13 protein-coding genes and 2 pseudogenes are annotated in these 18,582 nt (G+C 69.2%); 5 read left to right on the top strand and 10 right to left on the bottom strand.

All coding sequences use genetic code 11. The annotated features are described in order from the left end of the window. Positions 1-25: 25 nt before the first annotated feature. From ACFC96_RS35175 to ACFC96_RS35200, 6 genes are read right to left on the bottom strand one after another with little or no spacing between them, the layout of a single operon-like run. Complete coding sequence (locus tag ACFC96_RS35175; protein WP_376616050.1) at positions 26-1,375, bottom strand: Gfo/Idh/MocA family protein; 1,350 nt, start codon at positions 1,373-1,375, stop codon at positions 26-28. Between the two features lie 2 nt (positions 1,376-1,377). Next, the gene (locus ACFC96_RS35180) at positions 1,378-2,400 is read right to left on the bottom strand and encodes a LacI family DNA-binding transcriptional regulator (protein ID WP_376267302.1); all 1,023 of its coding nucleotides are present in this window, start codon (positions 2,398-2,400) and stop codon (positions 1,378-1,380) included. After that, positions 2,393-2,995, bottom strand: a complete 603-nt coding sequence (locus ACFC96_RS35185; RefSeq protein WP_376616052.1) for a hypothetical protein — start codon at positions 2,993-2,995, stop codon at positions 2,393-2,395. Before ACFC96_RS35185 ends, ACFC96_RS35180 begins: the two co-directional genes overlap by 8 nt. A 5-nt stretch (positions 2,996-3,000) precedes the next feature. Further along, complete coding sequence (locus ACFC96_RS35190) at positions 3,001-3,867, bottom strand: carbohydrate ABC transporter permease (protein ID WP_376616053.1); 867 nt, start codon at positions 3,865-3,867, stop codon at positions 3,001-3,003. Positions 3,868-3,869: 2 nt separating this feature from the next. Beyond that, on the bottom strand, positions 3,870-4,835 hold the full coding sequence (locus ACFC96_RS35195; RefSeq protein WP_376616055.1) for a carbohydrate ABC transporter permease: 966 nt from the start codon (positions 4,833-4,835) through the stop codon (positions 3,870-3,872). A 53-nt stretch (positions 4,836-4,888) separates the two neighbouring features. Beyond that, positions 4,889-6,178 (bottom strand): ABC transporter substrate-binding protein, encoded by a 1,290-nt coding sequence (locus ACFC96_RS35200; protein WP_340458391.1) that lies wholly within the window; start codon positions 6,176-6,178, stop codon positions 4,889-4,891. A 552-nt stretch (positions 6,179-6,730) separates the two neighbouring features. Between ACFC96_RS35200 and ACFC96_RS35205 the strand changes: the two genes are divergently transcribed. Next, the gene (locus tag ACFC96_RS35205) at positions 6,731-6,967 is read left to right on the top strand and encodes a hypothetical protein (RefSeq protein WP_376616057.1); all 237 of its coding nucleotides are present in this window, start codon (positions 6,731-6,733) and stop codon (positions 6,965-6,967) included. A gap of 70 nt (positions 6,968-7,037) precedes the next feature. Here the strand turns inward: ACFC96_RS35205 and ACFC96_RS35210 are convergent, their stop codons facing one another. Both ACFC96_RS35210 and ACFC96_RS35215 read right to left on the bottom strand, forming a co-directional pair. Then, entirely contained in the window at positions 7,038-10,958 is a 3,921-nt protein-coding gene (locus ACFC96_RS35210; protein ID WP_376616274.1) for a glycoside hydrolase family 2 TIM barrel-domain containing protein, read from the bottom strand. Between the two features lie 182 nt (positions 10,959-11,140). Beyond that, positions 11,141-11,608, bottom strand: coding sequence for a hypothetical protein (locus ACFC96_RS35215; RefSeq protein WP_376616284.1), 468 nt, complete (start codon positions 11,606-11,608; stop codon positions 11,141-11,143). 101 nt (positions 11,609-11,709) lie between these two features. Between ACFC96_RS35215 and ACFC96_RS35220 the strand changes: the two genes are divergently transcribed. Further along, positions 11,710-11,913, top strand: a complete 204-nt coding sequence (locus ACFC96_RS35220) for a hypothetical protein (protein ID WP_376616285.1) — start codon at positions 11,710-11,712, stop codon at positions 11,911-11,913. Here ACFC96_RS35220 and ACFC96_RS35225 read toward each other — a convergent pair. Further along, positions 11,814-12,449 (bottom strand): annotated as a pseudogene (locus tag ACFC96_RS35225) (GH59 galactosidase); the annotation flags it as partial. The gene ACFC96_RS35220 and the pseudogene ACFC96_RS35225 overlap by 100 nt on opposite strands. 7 nt (positions 12,450-12,456) lie before the next feature. On the opposite strand from ACFC96_RS35225, the gene ACFC96_RS35230 reads away from it, so the two are divergent. Further along, entirely contained in the window at positions 12,457-12,756 is a 300-nt protein-coding gene (locus ACFC96_RS35230) for a hypothetical protein (RefSeq protein WP_376616059.1), read from the top strand. 737 nt (positions 12,757-13,493) lie between these two features. Beyond that, a complete protein-coding gene (locus tag ACFC96_RS35235; RefSeq protein WP_376616060.1) occupies positions 13,494-17,066 on the top strand; it encodes a protein kinase in 3,573 nt (1,190 codons plus the stop codon). Positions 17,067-17,079: 13 nt separating this feature from the next. Here the strand turns inward: ACFC96_RS35235 and ACFC96_RS35240 are convergent. Continuing rightward, positions 17,080-17,315 (bottom strand): annotated as a pseudogene (locus tag ACFC96_RS35240) (IS5/IS1182 family transposase); the annotation flags it as partial. Positions 17,316-17,514: 199 nt separating this feature from the next. Here ACFC96_RS35240 and ACFC96_RS35245 point away from each other — a divergent pair. After that, the gene (locus tag ACFC96_RS35245; protein WP_376616062.1) at positions 17,515-17,910 is read left to right on the top strand and encodes a hypothetical protein; all 396 of its coding nucleotides are present in this window, start codon (positions 17,515-17,517) and stop codon (positions 17,908-17,910) included. Positions 17,911-18,582: the final 672 nt, after the last annotated feature.

Here is an 18,582-nt window from a genome sequence, read left to right on the forward strand (position 1 = left end):
CGTGTGCCCCCGTCTCCTGCACCGCTCAGTGACCCGCACCAGCGAACAGACCCGCCACGTCCACCGGCAGGCCCGTTGCCAGTGACTCGTTGCCCGCGATGCCCACCGCCAGGGCCCGTGCCCCGTCATGAGCCGTCGCGCCCTTGCCCGCGGCAGGGACCACGCCCTCGTCCGAACCGTCGCCGAGCGGGCCGAAGAGCTCCTTGAGCATGCGCAGATCGCCGCCTCCGTGCGAGCCCGCCGCGACCTCGAACGTCACCGCGCGCGGCTCCTGCCACAGCGGGCGCAGCAGGATGCGGGTGCGGCCCGGATTGTCCATCACAACGCCGCCGTGCGCAGCCTTCCCGGCGTCGCCGGATGTCCGCGGGCGCGGCCAGGTGTTCTCCTCGACCTCCAGCTCCAGGCGTCCCGCCGTGCCGTTGAACATCACGCGGTAGCCCTCCCACGGCGAGTATGCGGTGAGGTGGTACGTCATCGTGGCGCCCGAGTCGTAGCGGACGAGCACCGCCAGGTCGTCCTCGATGTCGATGCCGTCGCCGAATACGTTACGGTCGCGCAGATACGCCACGCCCTGCTCCGCTTCGGCGTCCAGGTAGAGGGACTTGAGGTTCGGGTCGTCGGCGAGATGAAGTGCATAGGGGTCGTCGGCGGCCGTCTGCGCGCCGTGAGCGCGCTCGTACTCACGGCGCAGCCCGGTGGCCTCGCCGTTGTCCCGCCCGTAGAAGACCAAACCGCCCTCGGCGTGCACGCGTGAAGGAGCCGCGTTCAGCCACCAGTTGACGAGGTCGAAGTGGTGGCCGGACTTGTGCACGAGCAGACCGCCGCTGTGCCGCTTCTCGCGATGCCAGCGGCGGAAGTAGTCGGCGCCGTGCCGCACGTCGAGCAGCCACTCGAAGTGCACCGACCGCACTTCGCCGATCGCGCCCTCGGCGAGCAGCTGCCACACCTTCTCGTGGGCGGGGTTGTAGCGGTAGTTGAAGCCGACGGACAGTTCGCCGCCGGTCCGCTCGACCGTCTCGAGGATGGCACGGCACTTCTGCGCGTCAGTCGTCAAGGGCTTCTCCGTGACGACCCGGCAGCCTGCCTCGAGGGCGAGGTTGATGTAATGGTGGTGGGTCGCGTCGACCGTGGTGACGACGACCTCGTCAACGCGTTCGCGGCGCAGCAGGTCCGCGAAGTCGTCGACACCGCAGGCCGCCGCTCGCCCCTTGCCGAGTCCGATGAGCAGGCGTTGGTGATGGGCGATCCGGGCGGCGCTGGGATCGGCGAGCGCCACTATGTCGTAGTGGGAGCGGGCACCGAGTGCCTTGGTGTACATCTGGGCGCGGTGGCCGGTGCCGACGATCGCGGTACGCCGGGTGGCGGGGGTGACCATGTTCAGAGTTCCTTCCGTAGGACGGGTCCGGTGGAACGGCGGACGATCAACTCGCTGGTCAGGACGGACTGGTGGGGTGTGCTGTCAGGATCGTCCAGGCGGCGCAGCATCAGGTCGACGGCCCGTTCGCCGAACGTGTCGAGGGGGATGCGGACCGAGGTGAGCGCGGGCGTGGCCACGGTGGCGAGCAGGGTGTCGTCTGCGCCGACCACACTGACGTCGTCGGGGACGCGCACGCCGCGCTCCGCGAGCCGGGCCAGCACGCCGAGGGCCATCAGGTCGTTGTGCGCGACGACCGCGGTGGCCCCCGCCGCGAGGGCCAGGTCGGCGACCTGTGCACCCATGTGGAACTTAGGCTCATGTGGTCCGAACTCCGTTACCTTCAGCGCCAGTTGCTTGGCGGCGTCGCGGACGGCGTGGCCGCGCTGTTCACTCGACCAGGAGTTGCGGGCGCCCAGGATCAGCGCCAGGTGGCGGTGACCGAGGGCGTGCAGATGGGCCACCGCCTGGCGCAGACCGTCCTCGCTCGGCGCGACGACGGACGGAACGCCGGGCACGCTCCGGTTCACGGCGACGCTGGGCACCTGCCGTACGACCTCGACGAGGCGGCTCTCATCCATCCTCGGGGAGACCAGGAGCAGCCCGTCCACCTGGCGGGCCAGGGTGAGCGCCAACTCGTACTCGTCGTCGGGGTGTTCATCGGTGTCGGCCAGGAACACCGCGTAGCCCTTGCGGCGAGCTCGGGCCTGCACCGCCTTGGCGATCACGGCGAAGAAGGGGTTCGCTATGTCAGGCACTATCAGGCCCAGCGTCCCGGTGCGACCGAGTGCGAGCGAGCGGGCGATCCGGCTGGGCCGGTAGCCGAGCCGCTCCGCCGCGGCGAGGACGCGGGCCCTGGTCTCCGGGCGTACTTGGTGCGGGGAGGCGAAGCAGCGGCTCACCGTGGAGGGGGAGACGCCGGCCTGGGCCGCCACGTCCTCGGCCCCCGCGGCCCCGACGCCTCTGCGCCGGTCGTCCTCAGCCATGGTGTCTCCGTCCCTGCGAGCGGGCCGGACGCCGGTCCACTGCCACCGCCGCCAGGGCGAGGACTCCCGCGACCAGCGGAGCGAGCAGCATCAACTGCCATACGCACACCACCGATATGAGCACCGCCCCGCCCAGCATGGCCGTCCCGGCCAGATCCCGGCCCGGCCGGGACCAGCGACCCGTGAGCGACCAGTGGGCGGCAACCCGTACCTGCACCACGATCACCGCCCCGGCCGCCCCGGCAACCACCAGAGCGAGGAGCCCGAACCCGGGCAGATCCCCGGCGGACGCCGCAAGGCGCAGGTCGGCGGCGAGGAAGGCGAGGGCCAGCAGGCCCAGCGCCCCCATCGCCGTACCACCGCGCAGCGCCGCCCGCCAGGTCGCCAGGAAGCGCCGGGCCGTACCGGAGGAGGGCCCGTCCGGCACACAGCGGCGTACCTCCGCGCAGCCCGCCGCCATCGCTGCCGGCCAGGTCACCACGAGCAGCGAACCGGCCGCCACGAGCAGCCCGATCCACAGCACCTCCGCGAAGAGCGTGAAGCGCTCGCCGTACGGGGTGTCGCGCCGACGGGCCGGCACAGAACCGGAGTCCATGGCCGTCAGCCCTTCATTCCGGATGTCGCCGCGCCCTCGATCAGCAGCCGCTGGAACGCCACGAAGAAGACGATCACCGGGAGCAGGGAAAGCACCGACATGCCGAGCATCGCCCCGTAGTCCTGGCTGCTGGTCGAGTCGACGAAGAGGCGCAGCGCCATCGGCAGCGGGTACTTCTCCGGCGACTGGAGGTAGACGAGCGGTGCGAAGAAGTCGTTCCACGACCAGATGAAGGTGAAGATCGCCGTGGTGATCAGCGCGGGCCGAAGGAGCGGCAGCACGATGTGGCCGAAGATGCGGAAGTGGCCGCAGCCGTCGATCACGGCCGCCTCGTCGAGGCTGCGCGGCAGATTGCGCACGAACTGCACCATCAGGAAGACGAAGAACGCGTCCGTGGCGAGGAACTTCCCCAGCAGCAGCGGGACGTACGTGTCGATCAGGCCGGCCTTCTGGAACATCGTGTACTGCGGGATCAGCAGCAGATGCGTGGGCAGCAGGATCGTGCCGATCATCACGGCGAACATGGGGCCGCGCCCCCGGAACCGCAGCCGCGCGAAGGCGTACGCGGCAATCGAGCAGGACAGGACGTTACCGAGCACCGAACCCAGAGCCAGGAACAGGGAGTTGGTGAAGAACCGCCAGGCCGGGACCTCCGCGATACCGTCCAGGGCCGTGCTGAACCCGTACCAGGTGATCTTCGAAGGCAGCAGGTCGAAGCTGGAGATGATCTCGTCGGCGGGCTTCACTGCCGCGGTGAACACCCACACCACCGGATAGAGGAGGACGAGAAGCAGGGCGAGCGCACCCACGTGCCAGGCGACGGAGCGGGTACGTGCGCGGGGTGCCCCGGTGGGGATGTGCGTCGTCGTCATGGTCACTTCTCCTCGCCCGCGTAGTGGACCCAGCGGCCCGAGGTCTTGAACAGCACCGCGGTGATCACGCCGACGACCAGGAGCAGCACCCAGGTCAGGGCGGCCGCGTAGCCCATCCGGAAGTCGTTGAAGCCAAGTTCGTACAAGTACATCGAGTAGACGTGGGTGGAACCGGCCGGGCCGCCCGTGCCGTTGGAGAGCACAAACGCCGAGTTGAACATCTGGAAGGCGTGCACCATCTCCAGGACCAGGTTGAAGAAAATCACCGGGGAGAGCATGGGGACGGTGACGGAGACCAAGCGGCGCCAGGGGCCCGCCCCGTCGATCTCCGCCGCCTCGTACAGGTCCCGCGGGATCTGCTGCAGGGCTGCCAGGAAGATGACCATCGGGGCGCCGAACTGCCATACCGACAGCGCCACGAGCGACATCAACGACCAGTCCGGATTGGAGATCCAGCCGCCGGCGTGCACCCCGAACACTCCGAGGAAGCGGTCGACGACGCTGCCCGTGGAGAACAGCAGCCGCCACACGATGGCCGCCCCGACGCTCGCGCCGATCAGCGACGGCATGTAGAAGGCGGCGCGGTAGAAGTTGCGGCCCTTGCGGCGGGTGTGGAGCAGGAGGGCCACCGCGAGCGCCGCGATGAGTTTGAGGGGCGTGGCGACGACTACGTAGAGGAGCGTCACGCCGACCGTGTCGCGGACCTCGGGGTCGTCGAAGAGGATGCGCTTGTAGTTGGCGAGGCCGATCCAGCGGGGAGCGTCGAACAGGTTGTAGTCGGTGAACGACATGTAGAGCGAGAACAGCATCGGCGCGAGCGTCAGCACGGCCGCGCCGAGCATCCAGGGAGTCAGGAAGACGTACGCGGCGCGGTCGTTGGCGCGCCGACGGCGACGCTGCTTCACCGGGGTGCTCGACGGTGTGCGGGTGCGGGGTATCGCGGCGTCGGTCGTCGTCGTAGAGGCCATGAGGGCTCCGTACGTTGAGGAGGGGGGCGGTCGGTCCGGTTCCGGCCCTGACGTCAGGCGAGGACGACCTTCGCCTGGTCGAAGAAGAGGTCCACCGCGTGGTCCACGGAGACGCGGTCGTAGAAGAGCTTCTCGGCGACGCGCTGCAGATAGACGTTGAGGGAGGCGCCGCCGTCGGCCGGTGGCGGCGGAGTCGGCGCGAGCGTCGGCGCGATCTCCTTCTCGTACGCCTGGACCTGCTGCACTGCCGGATCGGTGATCTCGGCGGCGCCCTCCTGGCTGGTGGTGGGCGGCATGCCGATGTTGGTGCCGAGGATCTTCGCCACCCGCCGGTCATTGATCATGAAGTTGATGAACTGTGCGGCTTCACTGACGTACGGGCTCTCGGCGGCGGCACTGAGCAGCATGCCGGGCTTGGCGTAGATGCCGGAGCGGCCGGTGTCGGTGGGGACCGTGGCCAGGGTCAGCTTGCTGCCGCGCATCGTGCTGCGGCCGCCGACCTGGTTGTCCCACTCCAGGTTGGAGGCGACGCGGCGGGTGCTGATGGGGTAGCCGGGCAGCGACTCCGGGACCACGTCCGGGCCCGCGAGCGCGCCCTCCTTGCGCCAGTTGTCGGCCTGGGCGAGGTAGCGGCGCATGTCGTCGCGGCCGAAGCCGAGTTCGCCCTTTTCGGTCCACATCTGCATGCCGTGCTGGCGCATGTACGTCTCGACGCCCATGTAGTTCTGAGCGGGGTTGTCCATGCCGAACTGCTTGCGCCTGGTGTGCCGGGTCACCTGGAGGGTCTGCTCCATGAACGTGTCCCAGTTCATCGACGCACTCGGCGCCCGCGCCCCGGCAGCGGCCCACACCTTGGCGTCGTACTGCACCGAGACGCTGTTGTGCGACAGGGGCAGTCCGACGCGGCGGTCCTCCACCATGCCCGCGGTGCGCAACGACGACACCAGCGTGGTGGCGTCGATCTCCTTGCCGGGACCGGTGTGCTCGCTGAGATTCGCGAGGACTCCGTGTTCGCCGAGCGTGCGGATCCATGCGTAGTCGATGTGCATGACGTCCGGCGGGCTGCCGCCAGCCGCCGCGGTGCTCAGCTTCGGCCAGAACGAGTCGAAGGCGGCGAAGCTCGACTTGACCTTGATCTTCGGATGCGCGCGCTCGAAGACAGCGATGCATTTGTTGATCAGCTCGGCCCGTACGTTGTCGCCCCAGAAGAAGTAGCGCAGGGTGACGGTGCCGCCGGCTCCGGCGGACCGGGAGGGTCCGCCGCAGGCTGTGAGCGCGGTACCTAGGCCGGTGGCCAACAGGGTGGACAGGGTGGTGCGGCGGGAGGGGGCGTCATTGCCCATAGAGGGCCTCCACGAGCGGTTCGGCGACAGTGGTTTCGACGGCGTGATGAGGTCGGACCTTTGCATGCGCTCGCAGGGGGGTCAATGCTTCTCACAAGGCAGAAAGGGCTTCAACTTCCTTTGCTGCACACCCTCTTGACAAGTCTCTGCGAGCGCTTGCAAGATTCTGCAGAAAGCGCTTGCCCCGAGGGGTTCCGGATCGATGGACAAGGCCCCGGCATGGACATCCGTGTAGAGATCATCTGCGAGACGGTGTGGGGCTCTGAAAGTCATCGCTGCAGATCAAGCGGCGTTGCCCTTGCCGAATGCCTCATCCATCCAGGCGGGAGCGGGCTTCGGCACCCGCCGAGGCCACTCAAGTCGCCGCTATCGCTTGGCGGCGGCGGGCGCGGCGTGACGATCAGTCGTGCTGCTGCGACTGGCGTACCCGGGTGTGGCGAACACGCCCGTAATGCTGCGACTGATGCAGATGAGCGACCGTGAGAAGAATGTTGAGATCCTGGCCTTGCGCCACGCGCCGCCTCAGCGCCGGCCACCGGCGACGCGCTCGCGGTGACCTACCCGGCGCCGCGCGACGTGACCTCGGTGACGGTCCTGCGCCCGGACGACGCGACGGCCTCGAAGGCACAGGTGCAGCTGCGGATCAACGGCGCATGGCAGCCCCTCGGCCCACTCGACGGTTCCGTCGCGACACTGCGCGCGCCCGCGGGGACGAGCGCGGACGCGGTGCGGCCTGCGTGGGACGACGGTTCGTCCGCGCCGGTGGTGAGCGAGGTGATCGTCAAGTAGCGGGACGTGTCGTGAACGGGCGTTGCCCGAGGAGCCGTTGACGGTATCCCGGGCAACGCCCTTCGCCCCGCTACTCCACCGCCGTGGGCGTGCGTGACAGCTTCAGGGCCTGCCCCACGTCGGTCAGCGGACGCAGCCGGAACGTGTACGTGTAGTCCCGGTTCGCGAGCAGCTTGTACGCGTCGTGCGTCTGCGCGCCCCAGCTGTTGTCGCCACCGACGCCCATCTGCCGGTGGCTGACGCGCAGGACGACCTCGTCGCGGGGGTCGAGCTGGTAGTCGTGGCGTGCGCCGAGCGACAGGTCCTCCGGGGTGAAGTGGGAGGCGTTGACCTCCACGAGCCCGTCACCGCTGACAAGGAGGCCGTGCCCGCGCCGGTCGGTGAGCGCGGCCCAGCGCACGTCCGTCTTGTTGCCGTTCTCCTGCGGCCTCATGTACGGGCTCCACTGCTCGGCGACGGTCGCCGACCAACGCCCTACGTCCGTACCGTCGTTGCGGTCCCAGTGGTTCTCCTCGGGTCCGCGGCCGTAGTAGTGCAGCCGGTCGAGGGCGGCGGGGAGCCGCAGCAGCGTGCCGACCTCGGGAATGTACGGGAGGGTCGAGGCGCCCGGGTGCAGCAGGTTGTCGACCTTGATCTCGCCGTTGCCGAAGACGGTGTAGGTGGTGGTGTACGTGGACTCGGTGGTCGTCGGAAGCGTGCCCTTGACGGCGATCTCCACCGCACGGTCCTGGAGGCCGCGCACCGTGACGCCGGTGACCTTGCGCCGGGCGCCGGCGTCCCGCCAGGTCTCGCTGCGGGTGTGCTGGCCGTTGCCGTGGTCGTTGTCGGTCGGGGCGCGCCAGAAGTTGGGGGCGGCGCCGGAGGCGAGGAGCTGCGCGCCGTCCGCCTCGTACGACGTGATCAGGCCCGTCGACTTGTCGATGACGGCCTTGAACCCCTTGCCGGTCACCGAGACGGCGACGTCGCCGTCCTCGTACGAGAGTGCCGGTACGTCGCCCAGCGGGACGGGCGTGACCTTCGGGCTCTTCGCGTCGATGGGCAGTTGTACGCGCGCCACCTCGAAGCCCGCGTCCGCCCAGGGCGCGTCCTCCTTCGTGGTGAAGGACAGGTGGAGGAAGTACTCGGCGCCGGGCGCGGGGTCGCTCGGCAGCTTCACGGGGACGGTGATGTCCTTGCTGCTCAGCGGTGCCACGTCGAGCTGCGCACGGCTCAGCCGGCCGCGCCCGACCACCTCGCCGTCGCACGCGAGCTCCCAACTGCCTTCGAAGTCACGGAGGTTGAGGAAGAGATTCTCATTGGTGAGCGTGACATCGCCCGCTCCCCCGCCCTTGACGGGCACGGCGTCGATCGCCTGGTAGATCCGCTTGACCTGCGCGGCCTTGCCGGTGTGGCCGCGGTCGGGGGTGATGATGCCGTCGGCCTCGAAGGCCCCGTCGTTGGGGTGGTCGCCCCAGTCGCCGCCGTACGCGAAGAAGGTCTTCGCCTTCGGCTTCTTCTCCTTCAGTCCGGCCGTTTTCGCGTCGAACCAGAACCGGACGCCGTCGTCCTTCGGTCCCCGCCCGTCATCGGCGAGTTCGGTGGCGCTCAGCGCACGCGCGTACACCCGCGCGCGACGGATGGTGCCGCTGAACTCGCGGGTCATGTTGTCGACGTCGACGGCGAGGGCGAGCGGGGCAGTGTTGCTCGTCGGCTTGTGTGTCGTCGCCTTGGTGGCCTTCGCCGCACCGTCCACGTACAGCGTGAGCGTGCCCGCGCCCGCGTCGAAGACGCCCGCGATGTGGTGCTCGCTGCCGCTCCACCCGTCGGCCGGAACGCCCCAGCTCGCGGTGATCCACTGGCCGCCGGAGTAGATGAAGAACTCCAGAGTCTTGCCGGACAGCTTGAGCGCGTACTGGGTGTCGCCCTTCGCCAGGATCGGCTGGTCGTAGCCTGTGACGCCCGGGGTCAGCCAGGCTTCGAGGGTGAGCGACCCGGTCAGGTCGAGGCGGTCGTCGCGCGCGAAGACCGTGGCGCCGCTGACGCCCTTGTCCCGGCTGAACTCCCCCACCGAGCTGATGATTTCGCCCCGCAGGCCCACCGGCCCTGTCTCCGTGAGGAGTTGACGGGCCGGGGTCGGCCAGGTCAGCGCCTGGTCGACGAAGTCCCAGATCCAGCCGCCCTGCAGGACGTCGTGGCGTCGGACGACGTCCCAGTACTCCTTGAAGTTGCCGGTCGAGTTGCCCATCGAGTGGGCGTACTCGATCATCACGTACGGACGGGTGTCGGCCGTGTCGGCGGCGCGCTTCTCCACGCTGCTCGGCGACTCGTACATCTTGGAGCGGATGTCGCTGACGCCGGGGCTGTCGTCGCCCTCGTACTGGATCACCCGGGTCGTGTCGTACGAGCGGATCCACTCGTGCATGGCCTTGAAGGTGGAGCCGGAGCCCGCCTCGTTGCCCAGGGACCAGATGACGACGGCGGCGTGGTTCTTGTCGCGGTGGACCATGTTCTGCGCGCGGGCCACGCACGCCTTGCTCCAGTCGGCGTGGCTGGTGGGGTACTCGTCGCGGACGCCGTGTGTCTCGAGGTTGGTCTCGCCGACCAGGTACAAGCCGTACTCGTCGGCGAGTTCGAGCCACTGGGGGTTGTTGGGGTAGTGCGAGGTGCGGACGGAGTTGATGTTCATCCGCTTGATGATCGTGATGTCCTCGATCATGTCGGCGCGGGTGAGGGCGGTGCCGCGGTCCGGGTGCATCTCGTGGCGGTTGGTGCCGCGGAACGAGACGGGCTGCCCGTTGATGCGCATCAGCCCGGCCTTGAGCGCGAACTCGCGCAGGCCCACGCGGTGCGAGAGCGTCTCGACGACCTTGCCCGACGGGTCGCGCAGCCGCAGGACGGCGGTGTAGAGGTACGGCGACTCGGCCGACCAGAGGCGGGGCGAGGGAACGGACTTGGTGTCCTGCACCGTGGTGTCGTCTGCGGAAGGGGTGACGGCCTGGGCGAGCGGGCGGGCCCAGACGGCGTGCCCGTCGGCGTCGTAGAGCTGCGTCTCGACGGAGTAGGCGCCTGTCTCGGCGTCGCCGCCGTAATCGCGGACCGTGGCCGTGACCGACAGCTCGGCGGAGGTGTAGGCGGCGCCGAGCGGGGTGTCGAGCTTGAAGTCGCGCATGTGGACGGCGGGAGTGGAGTAAAGGTACACCGAGCGGAAGATGCCGCTCAGCCGGATCATGTCCTGGTCTTCCAGCCAGTCGCCGTCGGAGTAGCGGTAGACCTCGACGGCGAGGTGGTTGGTGCCACCGGGGTCCAGGTGTTCGGTGATGTCGTACTCGGCGGGGGTGTACGAGTCCTCGTGGTAGCCCACGAGCGTGCCGTTGACCCACACGTAGTGGGCGGACTTGACCCCTTCGAAGTGCAGGAAGACGCGCCGGTCGGCCGCCCAGTCCTTGGGTACGGTGAAGGTGCGTCTGTACTGGCCCACGGGGTTGTGGCGGGTCGGCGCGGCGGGCGGCTGCGCCTCCTCGCCCTGGCCGTTGGGGCCCCACCACGGGTACGTGATGTTGACGTAGACCGGGCGGTCGTAGCCGTGCAGCTGCCAGACGGACGGCACCGGTATCGACTCCCATGCCGAGTCGTCGAGGTCCGTGCGGTAGAAGTCGTCGTTCTTGTCCGCGGGACGGTCCGTGTACGCGAACTTCCAGTTCCCGTCGAGGCTCTGGCGGTAGCGGGAGCGCGTCCGGTCGGCGGCGAGGGCCTGCTGGACGTTCTCGTACGGCATGAGCGTGGCGTGCGGCGGCTCGGTGCCGAGCTGGAAGACGTCGATGTGGCCGTTCCACTCGTCGCCCTGCGCGTCGATGCCGCTCGCGCCGCTGCCGTCACCGCCCTCGGCGGCGAGGGCGGTGACGGCGGGGAGCACGGCGGCGGGCAGGGCCAGCGCGCCGAGGACGGCGCCGCCGGCTTCGAGGAGCCGACGACGGCTGAGGTGCGGGTACGGGTACGGGTGCGGGTGCTGCATGACGGTGCCCTTCTGCGCGGATGGGGACACGTGCAACTGGTGAGGCGGGTAGAGCCTGTTGAGCCGCACCCACCCTAAGAACCCAACACAATCAACACAATGAAGTCGTCGGATTTTGTGGCTTCCTGAGTATTCTCCGCACCCGCAGCGCCACCTCGTCCCGCGGCGCCGTCTCGCTGCGGCTACGAGCCGTCGGCGCGCACCAGCCCGTCGTACGCCGCGGCCAGCCGCGCCGCGAGCTGCCGCGCACCGATGGTGTCGAGGCCCCCCTGCCCGCGCAGGCCCGCCTTCGCGGCCGAGCGCGCGGTGTCGAACAACGTCCAGGAGTCGGCCGTGTACTCCTCCTGCCGCGGGGTGCCCACGGCGTCGAGGGCGGTGCGGAGGGACCGCGTGTCCGCCTTCCCCGACACGTTCCTGGAGATCGCGTCGAACGCGTCGACGACGAGCTTGCCCGAGCGGAGCACGAACGTCGCCGTGTGCCGTCCTTCGGGCAGTCCGCGCAGCGCGTACGCCGCCGTGCGCTTGGCGCTGGCGGCCGTCCCGGCGTCCTTCGCGACGAGCTTGCCGTCGACGCGGACGTCGAGGACGGCGGTGCCGTCGTTGCCGCCGACGAGGTCGATGCCCGTGCCGGTGAAGGGGACGGTGACCAACGCGCCGGCGGTGCTGCTCGTCGACGTCGACCGGTACCAGTCGTTGGCGTCGCCGTACGCGGCGTTCCTGCTCGGTGCCGTCGTAGCCGACCGCGCTGTCCATGTTGTCGAGTTGGGCGTCGGCGTACGGCGTGTACCCGGCGATCTTCTCGACCTTCAGGTTGTCGAAGGCCGTCTTGTGGAAGTCCGTGCCGAGCTTGACCCGCCCCTCCGACTCCGGCGTCGGGTCCTCGTACGTGCTGACGGCCTTGCCGTCGATGTACGTCGTGATCGTGGCGCCCTTCGCCTCGACGGCGAGGCGGTAGTGGTCCGACGGCGCGACCGCGCCCTGCTCGATCACCGTGCCGTACTCGGAGAAGGTCCACGAACCGTCGGGGCCGATGCCGACGCCGTACGCCGCGTCGGCCGCCGTCATGCCCTTCTGCTGGCGCACGCCGAGCGTAGCGCGGCCGCCGTCCGCGTCGGGGAACGCGACGTCGACCGAGGCCGTGTAGTTCTCCCAGCGGAAGTCGCCGACCGTGGTGTTCGGGGTGCTCTTGTTCCAGGCGGCGGTGTCCTTCATGGACTGGTCCATGTACTGGTAGAGGACGTTGCCGCCGTCCGCGTCCTTGCCGACCTCCCACGCCCCGGTGTTGTCGACCATGTAACGCGGTTGGTTACCACGGGACTTGAGGTACGACGCGCTCTCGTGCGCGTACCCGAAGTCGTCGGTGTACAGGACGCGGTCGCCGGTGTCGTGCCGCTTGCCGGTCGCGTCGGTGTCGTGGACCGTGCGTTCGCCCGACCGCGGCAGGCGGCTCAGGGTCTCCTTGTCGCGACCGGACGGGGCGAGCACCGGCATCGGCGGCGTGCAGAGCGCCCTCGACCTCGCCGACCGCCTCGTCAAGAGCAACGCCAACTCCCAGCGCTCGCACTACATCTTCCAGCCGGCCATCGGCTCCTTCTACGAGGGAGCCCAGTACAGCCACAAGAAACTGGTCAGCGCGCGCGACCCATGGTGCCTGGTCACTGTCGTTGACGACGATGGTCGAGAAGTCCTCCTTGTCCGGGGCGGCGAGGGTCATGTAGCTGGGCGCCCCGTTCGAGCCGTCCCCGGTCTTGGCGGAGCTTGCCGACGGCGACCTCGGCCTTGTCGAACGCTGCCTTGACGACTTCCGGACTGATCTGCGGTTCAGCGTCATCGACAGCGGTCTGTCTACTGCACGTCAGCGAGCCCGACGTCCTGCCGGGACCGCCCCTGTTCGTCCGTCCCGTCCCTGCCCGTGATGAGCGAGAAGTGACGTGTCCCGGAATCCGCCGAACTCCAGGAATCCACCCGTAGTGGCCTGCGTTGCGCCACAGCACACGGCAGTTCGCCGCGTGCTACGAGGCCGGTAACCTCGCGTGGATATGACGTCGGACACAGAAGCTCCCGCAGCTGCAGAACCGAAGCCCGCCCAGGTTGTTCCTCATCAAGCCGACTGAACGTCCGCTCTCCCTCCACGGGGGGGGGCGGCCACGCATTACGCCTCCTCGACTGTCATGAGGAACGGGGCGAGGATCCGAAAGCGTGATCGTTGCGCTGTACACCCCCTGCACCCGAGGCCGCAGCCGCATCCGGGGGCTCTGGTGCAGGAGTTGTCGGTGCGGTGAGAACAGCAACCGATGCCGGGATGCAAACGTGCATATTCGAGGGGTGAGTGAGGCCGCCAGTAGGTGGTGAAGCCGCCGTTGCTGATGATCGCGCAGAGTTGGAGGAGAGCTTCGGTGCCGGATACCTCACCTTCGTCGCTGCCGAACTCAACACGCCCCACCCGCGAGAGGAAGGCCCGACACAGGAGAACTCCTCAGAGCCGCTCCACCACAACTCGCCCCGGACGACACCCGTAGAGAGCAGAGGATCCCCGTGAACTCACCCACGTCGCACGCCATCTGGGCCATCGGCGAAATCGTCGACGGCCGGTATCGAGTGATCGGTGAACTGGGACGCGGTGGGATGGGCATCGTCCACCGGGTGCGGCACCTGATCTGGGGCATCGACATGGCGGTGAAGAGTCCACGGCCTGACCTGTTCAGCTCTTCCGACGATCAGGAGCTGTTCGTGCGGGAGGCCGAGGCGTGGGTGTCCCTCGGGCTGCATCCGAACATCTGCGCCTGCCACTACGTGCGGTCCTTCGACGGCGTCCCCCGCGTGTTCGCCGAGTACGTCGACGGCGGCAGCCTCGCCGAGTGGATCGCCGACGGTCGCCTCTACGCCGGGGACGCCCGTCAGGCCCTCGCCCGCGTGCTCGACACGGCGATCCAGGCGGCCTTCGGGCTCGAACACGCCCACCGTCGTGGGCTGGTGCACCAGGACGTGAAGCCGGCCAACGTACTGCTCGACGGCGCGGGCGTCGCGAAGATCACCGACTTCGGTCTCGCCCGGTCCAAGACCGGCACGTACCAGACCCGCCTCCAAACGGCGCCGGAGGCCAGCGTGTTGGTGCCGACGGGCGGTATGACCGTGCCGTACGCCCCGCCGGAGCAGCTCGCGGGCGAGCCCGTGGGGCGGCGCAGCGACGTGTACAGCTTCGCCGTCTCGGTGTTGGAGATGGTCACCGGCAGGGTGCGGTGGTCGACCGGTTCCGTCGCGGGGCTCACCCTGGAGGAGTACCTGGCCGATCCCGCCAACCCCGTCGCCGCTCCTGCGGAGATCGCGCATCTCCTGCGGCGCTGCCTGCGCCAGGACCCGGCCGGCCGGCCGCCGTCCATGGCGGATGTCGCGGGCGTGCTGTGCGACGTGTACGAGCAGGTGACCGGCTCGACGTATCCGCGGCCGACGCCGCGGGAGGCCGACCTCCGCGCCGACGAGTTCAACAACCGCGGCCTCTCGCTTCTCGACCTGAGCCGCGAGAGCGAGGCGGAGAGCGCGTTCGAGCAGGCACTGGATGCCGACCCGCGCAACATACGGGCGCTGTACAACGACGAGTTGCTGCGCTGGCGGCGTGGCAGACGCAGTGACGAGGATGCGGTCGCCCGTCTCGAGGGCGCGCTGCGGGACACCGGCGACCCCAGTGAGGCCCGCCTCCTCCTCGCCCAGATTCAACTCGAGCGCGGTGAACTGCCAGCGGCTCGTACGCTATTGGACGCCGTGGGACGCGAGCGCCCCGATGAGCCGGAGGCCGCGGCAGCACGGCAGGCGGCCGACTCCGGTGCGGTCGGCCACGCTCGCTCGCTCACCGTGCGGCGCGTGCCGTGGCCGGCGCCACGCCTTGACGAGCTGGAGCACCCGCGCTCGAGGGGGTTCGCGACGTACGAGTCGCTGCCCGTCGCGCTCACCCACGACGCCCGGCTGGCACTGACCGGCTGCCCGGACGGCACGCTTCGCCTGTGGGACGTGCCCAGCGGACGCTGCGTGAAGACCCTCAGGGGGCACCGGAGGGAGGTAGAGGCGGTCGACCTCACCCCGGACGGCCGCCACGCACTGTCGCAGGGCGCAGACGGAGTGGTGCGCTTGTGGAATCTGTCCGAAGGGTTCCTGACGCGGCTCCTGAGCGACAACCCGCTGCACCACGGTGAGCCGAGACTCAAAGATCTCTCCGGTGTCGAGCGAGTGTCTCCCGGCCCTCATCGGCGGTCCGTTCATCTCACTCCCGACGGTCGCACCGCGGTGGCCATCGACGTGCAGGGCACCGTCCGGGTGTGGGACACGGCCGACGGTCGACTGCGGCGCGTCCTGCCGGGCCATACCGAAGGCGCGGGGGTACAGGTGGCCGCCGACGGCAGTCGCGTCATCGCCACCCCCACCGTGAAGAACCCTTTCCAGGTGCCCGAGGACCAGCGCGATTTCGCCGCCGTGGTCTGGGATGTCGACTCGGGCCGGCCTCTTCACACGCTGGGCGGGCACCGCGTCATGCCGAAGGTGCTGCACATCTCGCCCGACGGCCGCCGGGCGGTGACCGCGTCGTTCCACGAACTGCGGCTGTGGGACGTGGAGTCCGGTCGCTTGCTGCGAACCTTCGTCGACGCAAACAGCTCCCACGCGGCCTCCCTGTCCCCCGACGGCCGGCTGCTGGCCAGCGCCGGACCCACGTACCACGGCATCCGGCTGTGGGAGACCGACACCGGGCGCTGTCGGCGCACCTACCGGGGGCACGAGGCGGACGCCACCGCCGTCGCGTTCCTCGACGGCGGACGCACCCTGGTGTCGGCCGGTGCCGACCGGACGGTGCGCACCTGGTCCCTGCCGGGCGGCTATGCCTGCGCGCCCCGGCTGAGCCGCCCGCGCCACCACGCCGAGTTGAGCGGGCTCGGCTCGCGGGTCGACGTCCTGCTGGCCGACGCGGCACGGGCACAGGACCGCGGCCGATACGGTGTGGCGCTTGGCCATCTCCACGAGGCGCGAGCGATCGACGGGTACGCACGGGCGCCCCGCGTGATGGCTGCCTGGCGCGACCTCGCCCGGTTCACGCACCGCGTCCGGCCGCGGGCGGCGTGGCCCGTGCGTGAGTTCACCCCTGGCGGCGGCAAGGACGGGCGCGTCGCCCTGACGGCTGACGGCCGGCTGGCCGCCACCGGCAGCTGGGATGACACGGCACGGCTGTGGGACGTCCACACCGGTGCTCTGATGAAAGAGTTCACCGGCCACGCCGAGCACGTGTTGGAGGTCCACCTCAGCGAGGACGGCAGTCGGCTCCTGACGGCCGACAGCGCGGGCGCGGTGCGACTGTGGCACACCGGAAGCGGCGCCTGTCTCCGCGCCCTGAGGCCCGACATACCCCACCCCATGGGGAACCATCTGCCCGTCGCGGCCTGTCTGCTGCCCGGTGGCGACGAGGCCGTCATCGCCACCGAGAACGCCGTGCACTGGTGGAACCTGACCGCCGATGGGATCGTGCGGACCGTGAAGGCCCCCGGACAGCACCACGAGAGTGTCATAGCCGCGGCGCCCGACGGCCGCACCATCGCGGTCGGCGGCTCCCATGGCGTGCAGCTGCTCGACGCCCGCAACGGCAGGCTCCTGCACACCCTCACCGACCCACGCGTCACTCCCGGCAACTACGAAATCGTGGAGCGGATGTGCTTCACCCACGGCGGGCAACGCCTGATCGTCGCCGGCGGCTACCTCCTGTCCTACGCCGACACCATCCGCGAGTGGGATGTCGCCACCGGCACAGCGATCCGCGACTTCGGCGCGCCCCACGCATGTTCCGACCTCGCCGCCACCGCCGATGGCGACTTCGCCATCTCCTGCGGCACCGGAACGCAGGTAGTGGCCTGGGACGTACGATCGGGCCGCCGACTGCTCGCCTTCGACGCCCATGCCGCAATGTCGCCCCCCATCAGGCTGGCGATGACACCGAACGGCCAACTCGCCCTGGCCCGAACCATGGACGGCACCCTACGGGTGTGGCAGATCGACTGGGAACTCGCGGCAGCGGAAGAGCCGGAGGACCGTCCCATGGACGCCACGCCACCGACCGAAGGGGCAACGCAGTGAGCTGTCTCCAGTCTCACGCTGAGGCGTGGTGAAGGACGAGGACGGCTTTCACAATGTTGGTGACGTGGTTGGTGCTGCAGCAGAATTTGCGCAACAGGGGCCAGCCTTCAGGCTGGCCATGGCCTGCTCGCCAACGCAGCCGATCTCGGCGTGGGCAGAGCCGCGCAATCCGCGTGAGGCCGGCAGCAGGCCGCCGAACGTGTCGGTGAGGACCTGGACGTTCATGCCATGCCGTTCATGTTTCCCGCTCTTGGCGATTTTCCAGCGGGCGTTCGCGGTGAAGCGGACCGCCTGCCGCGAGTCCTTACGGGAACGCAAGGACGGCTTGAAGTTCCCCCTCTGAGCTGGACAGCCTGATACGGGGACGACAGGACCCGGAGGGAGCAGTTCCAGGTAGTGCGTATCCCTCCGCGTTCCGGTGCCGCCTCGGACACTGCATGATCGACCCGTGCTGATCGAACTGGTGAAAGTCTCTCAGTTTGCCTCGAGCCCCTGGCTGGCCCAGATCCAGACCCCGTTCGGAGGAACAGCGGTCCGCTGGCACGGTGAGCAAGCCGCGAAGCCGGGCAAGTACCACGTCGAGTGGACGGTCGACCAGGACATCTCCTGGGGGCGGAACGCCATGCCGGCCGTCGGCGTCGGACCAGGAGTCCGACCCGGCGGGCACTGCGTCGTCCTGCGCGGCAGGCTCAACCTCACAGACGACGGCACCGCCGTGCTGGACTTCGACGGCACTCAGATCCTCCTGGACCTTGCCGATCCCCTGCCCGAAGGTGTTGCCGGCACGTGGGTCGAGCTCTTCATCGAGCGCGAGAAGATCGCTCTCTATCCGTCCGGACTTTGACCAGAGGCCAGTTCTTGGTCGTCTCCCACCCTGACAACCAGATCTCATCAACGCGATCAGGTTGATCAGGCAGATAGATCACGGTGGCTTCGGGGTCCATGCCGACCGCGGCAGCCACGAGTTCGGGGTCGACTGAGCAGACGAGGCGGACGCTGAACCCCGCCTCGATCTCAACCGCCTGCGGACCTAAAGGAACCGGCCGAAGCCCTTCAAGATCTGCACATATTCGCGCCGGATCGAGGCGGCCCGCCCGGCCAGAGCCAGACGCCAACGACACCATCGACATCCTCTGGTGTGAAGTCCCAGGCGGACCGGCCCGGCGCGGTGAGCGTCCGTGCCAGTAGGCCGATGTCATTCTCGACCGTCACCGCACTGAACCTACGAGCCCGCCATGAGGCAACGAACGCCTCAACACAGTCGGCCTGAAACTCCCATGGATCGGCGGTCACCGGTTTCAGCAGGACAACACCGCCCTGGCCCACCCCCAACGGGGATGCCATCGGCACACCTTCTCGCACCTGATCACGTGGCCGAGCGGACACGGGTCGGCGCACCGGGCCGGGGAGCCGATGGCCTGACCGGCATCACCGTACGCCTCAAGGAGTCCCACATCGCCTGGGCCGACCACCGACGGGCCCTTTGAGCCATCCTGAGGCCTGAGACAAGTCAGGC

Origin of the sequence: Streptomyces sp. NPDC055955 (assembly GCF_042270245.1) — a bacterium.
In the GTDB taxonomy this organism is placed as follows: Bacteria; Actinomycetota; Actinomycetes; order Streptomycetales; family Streptomycetaceae; genus Streptomyces.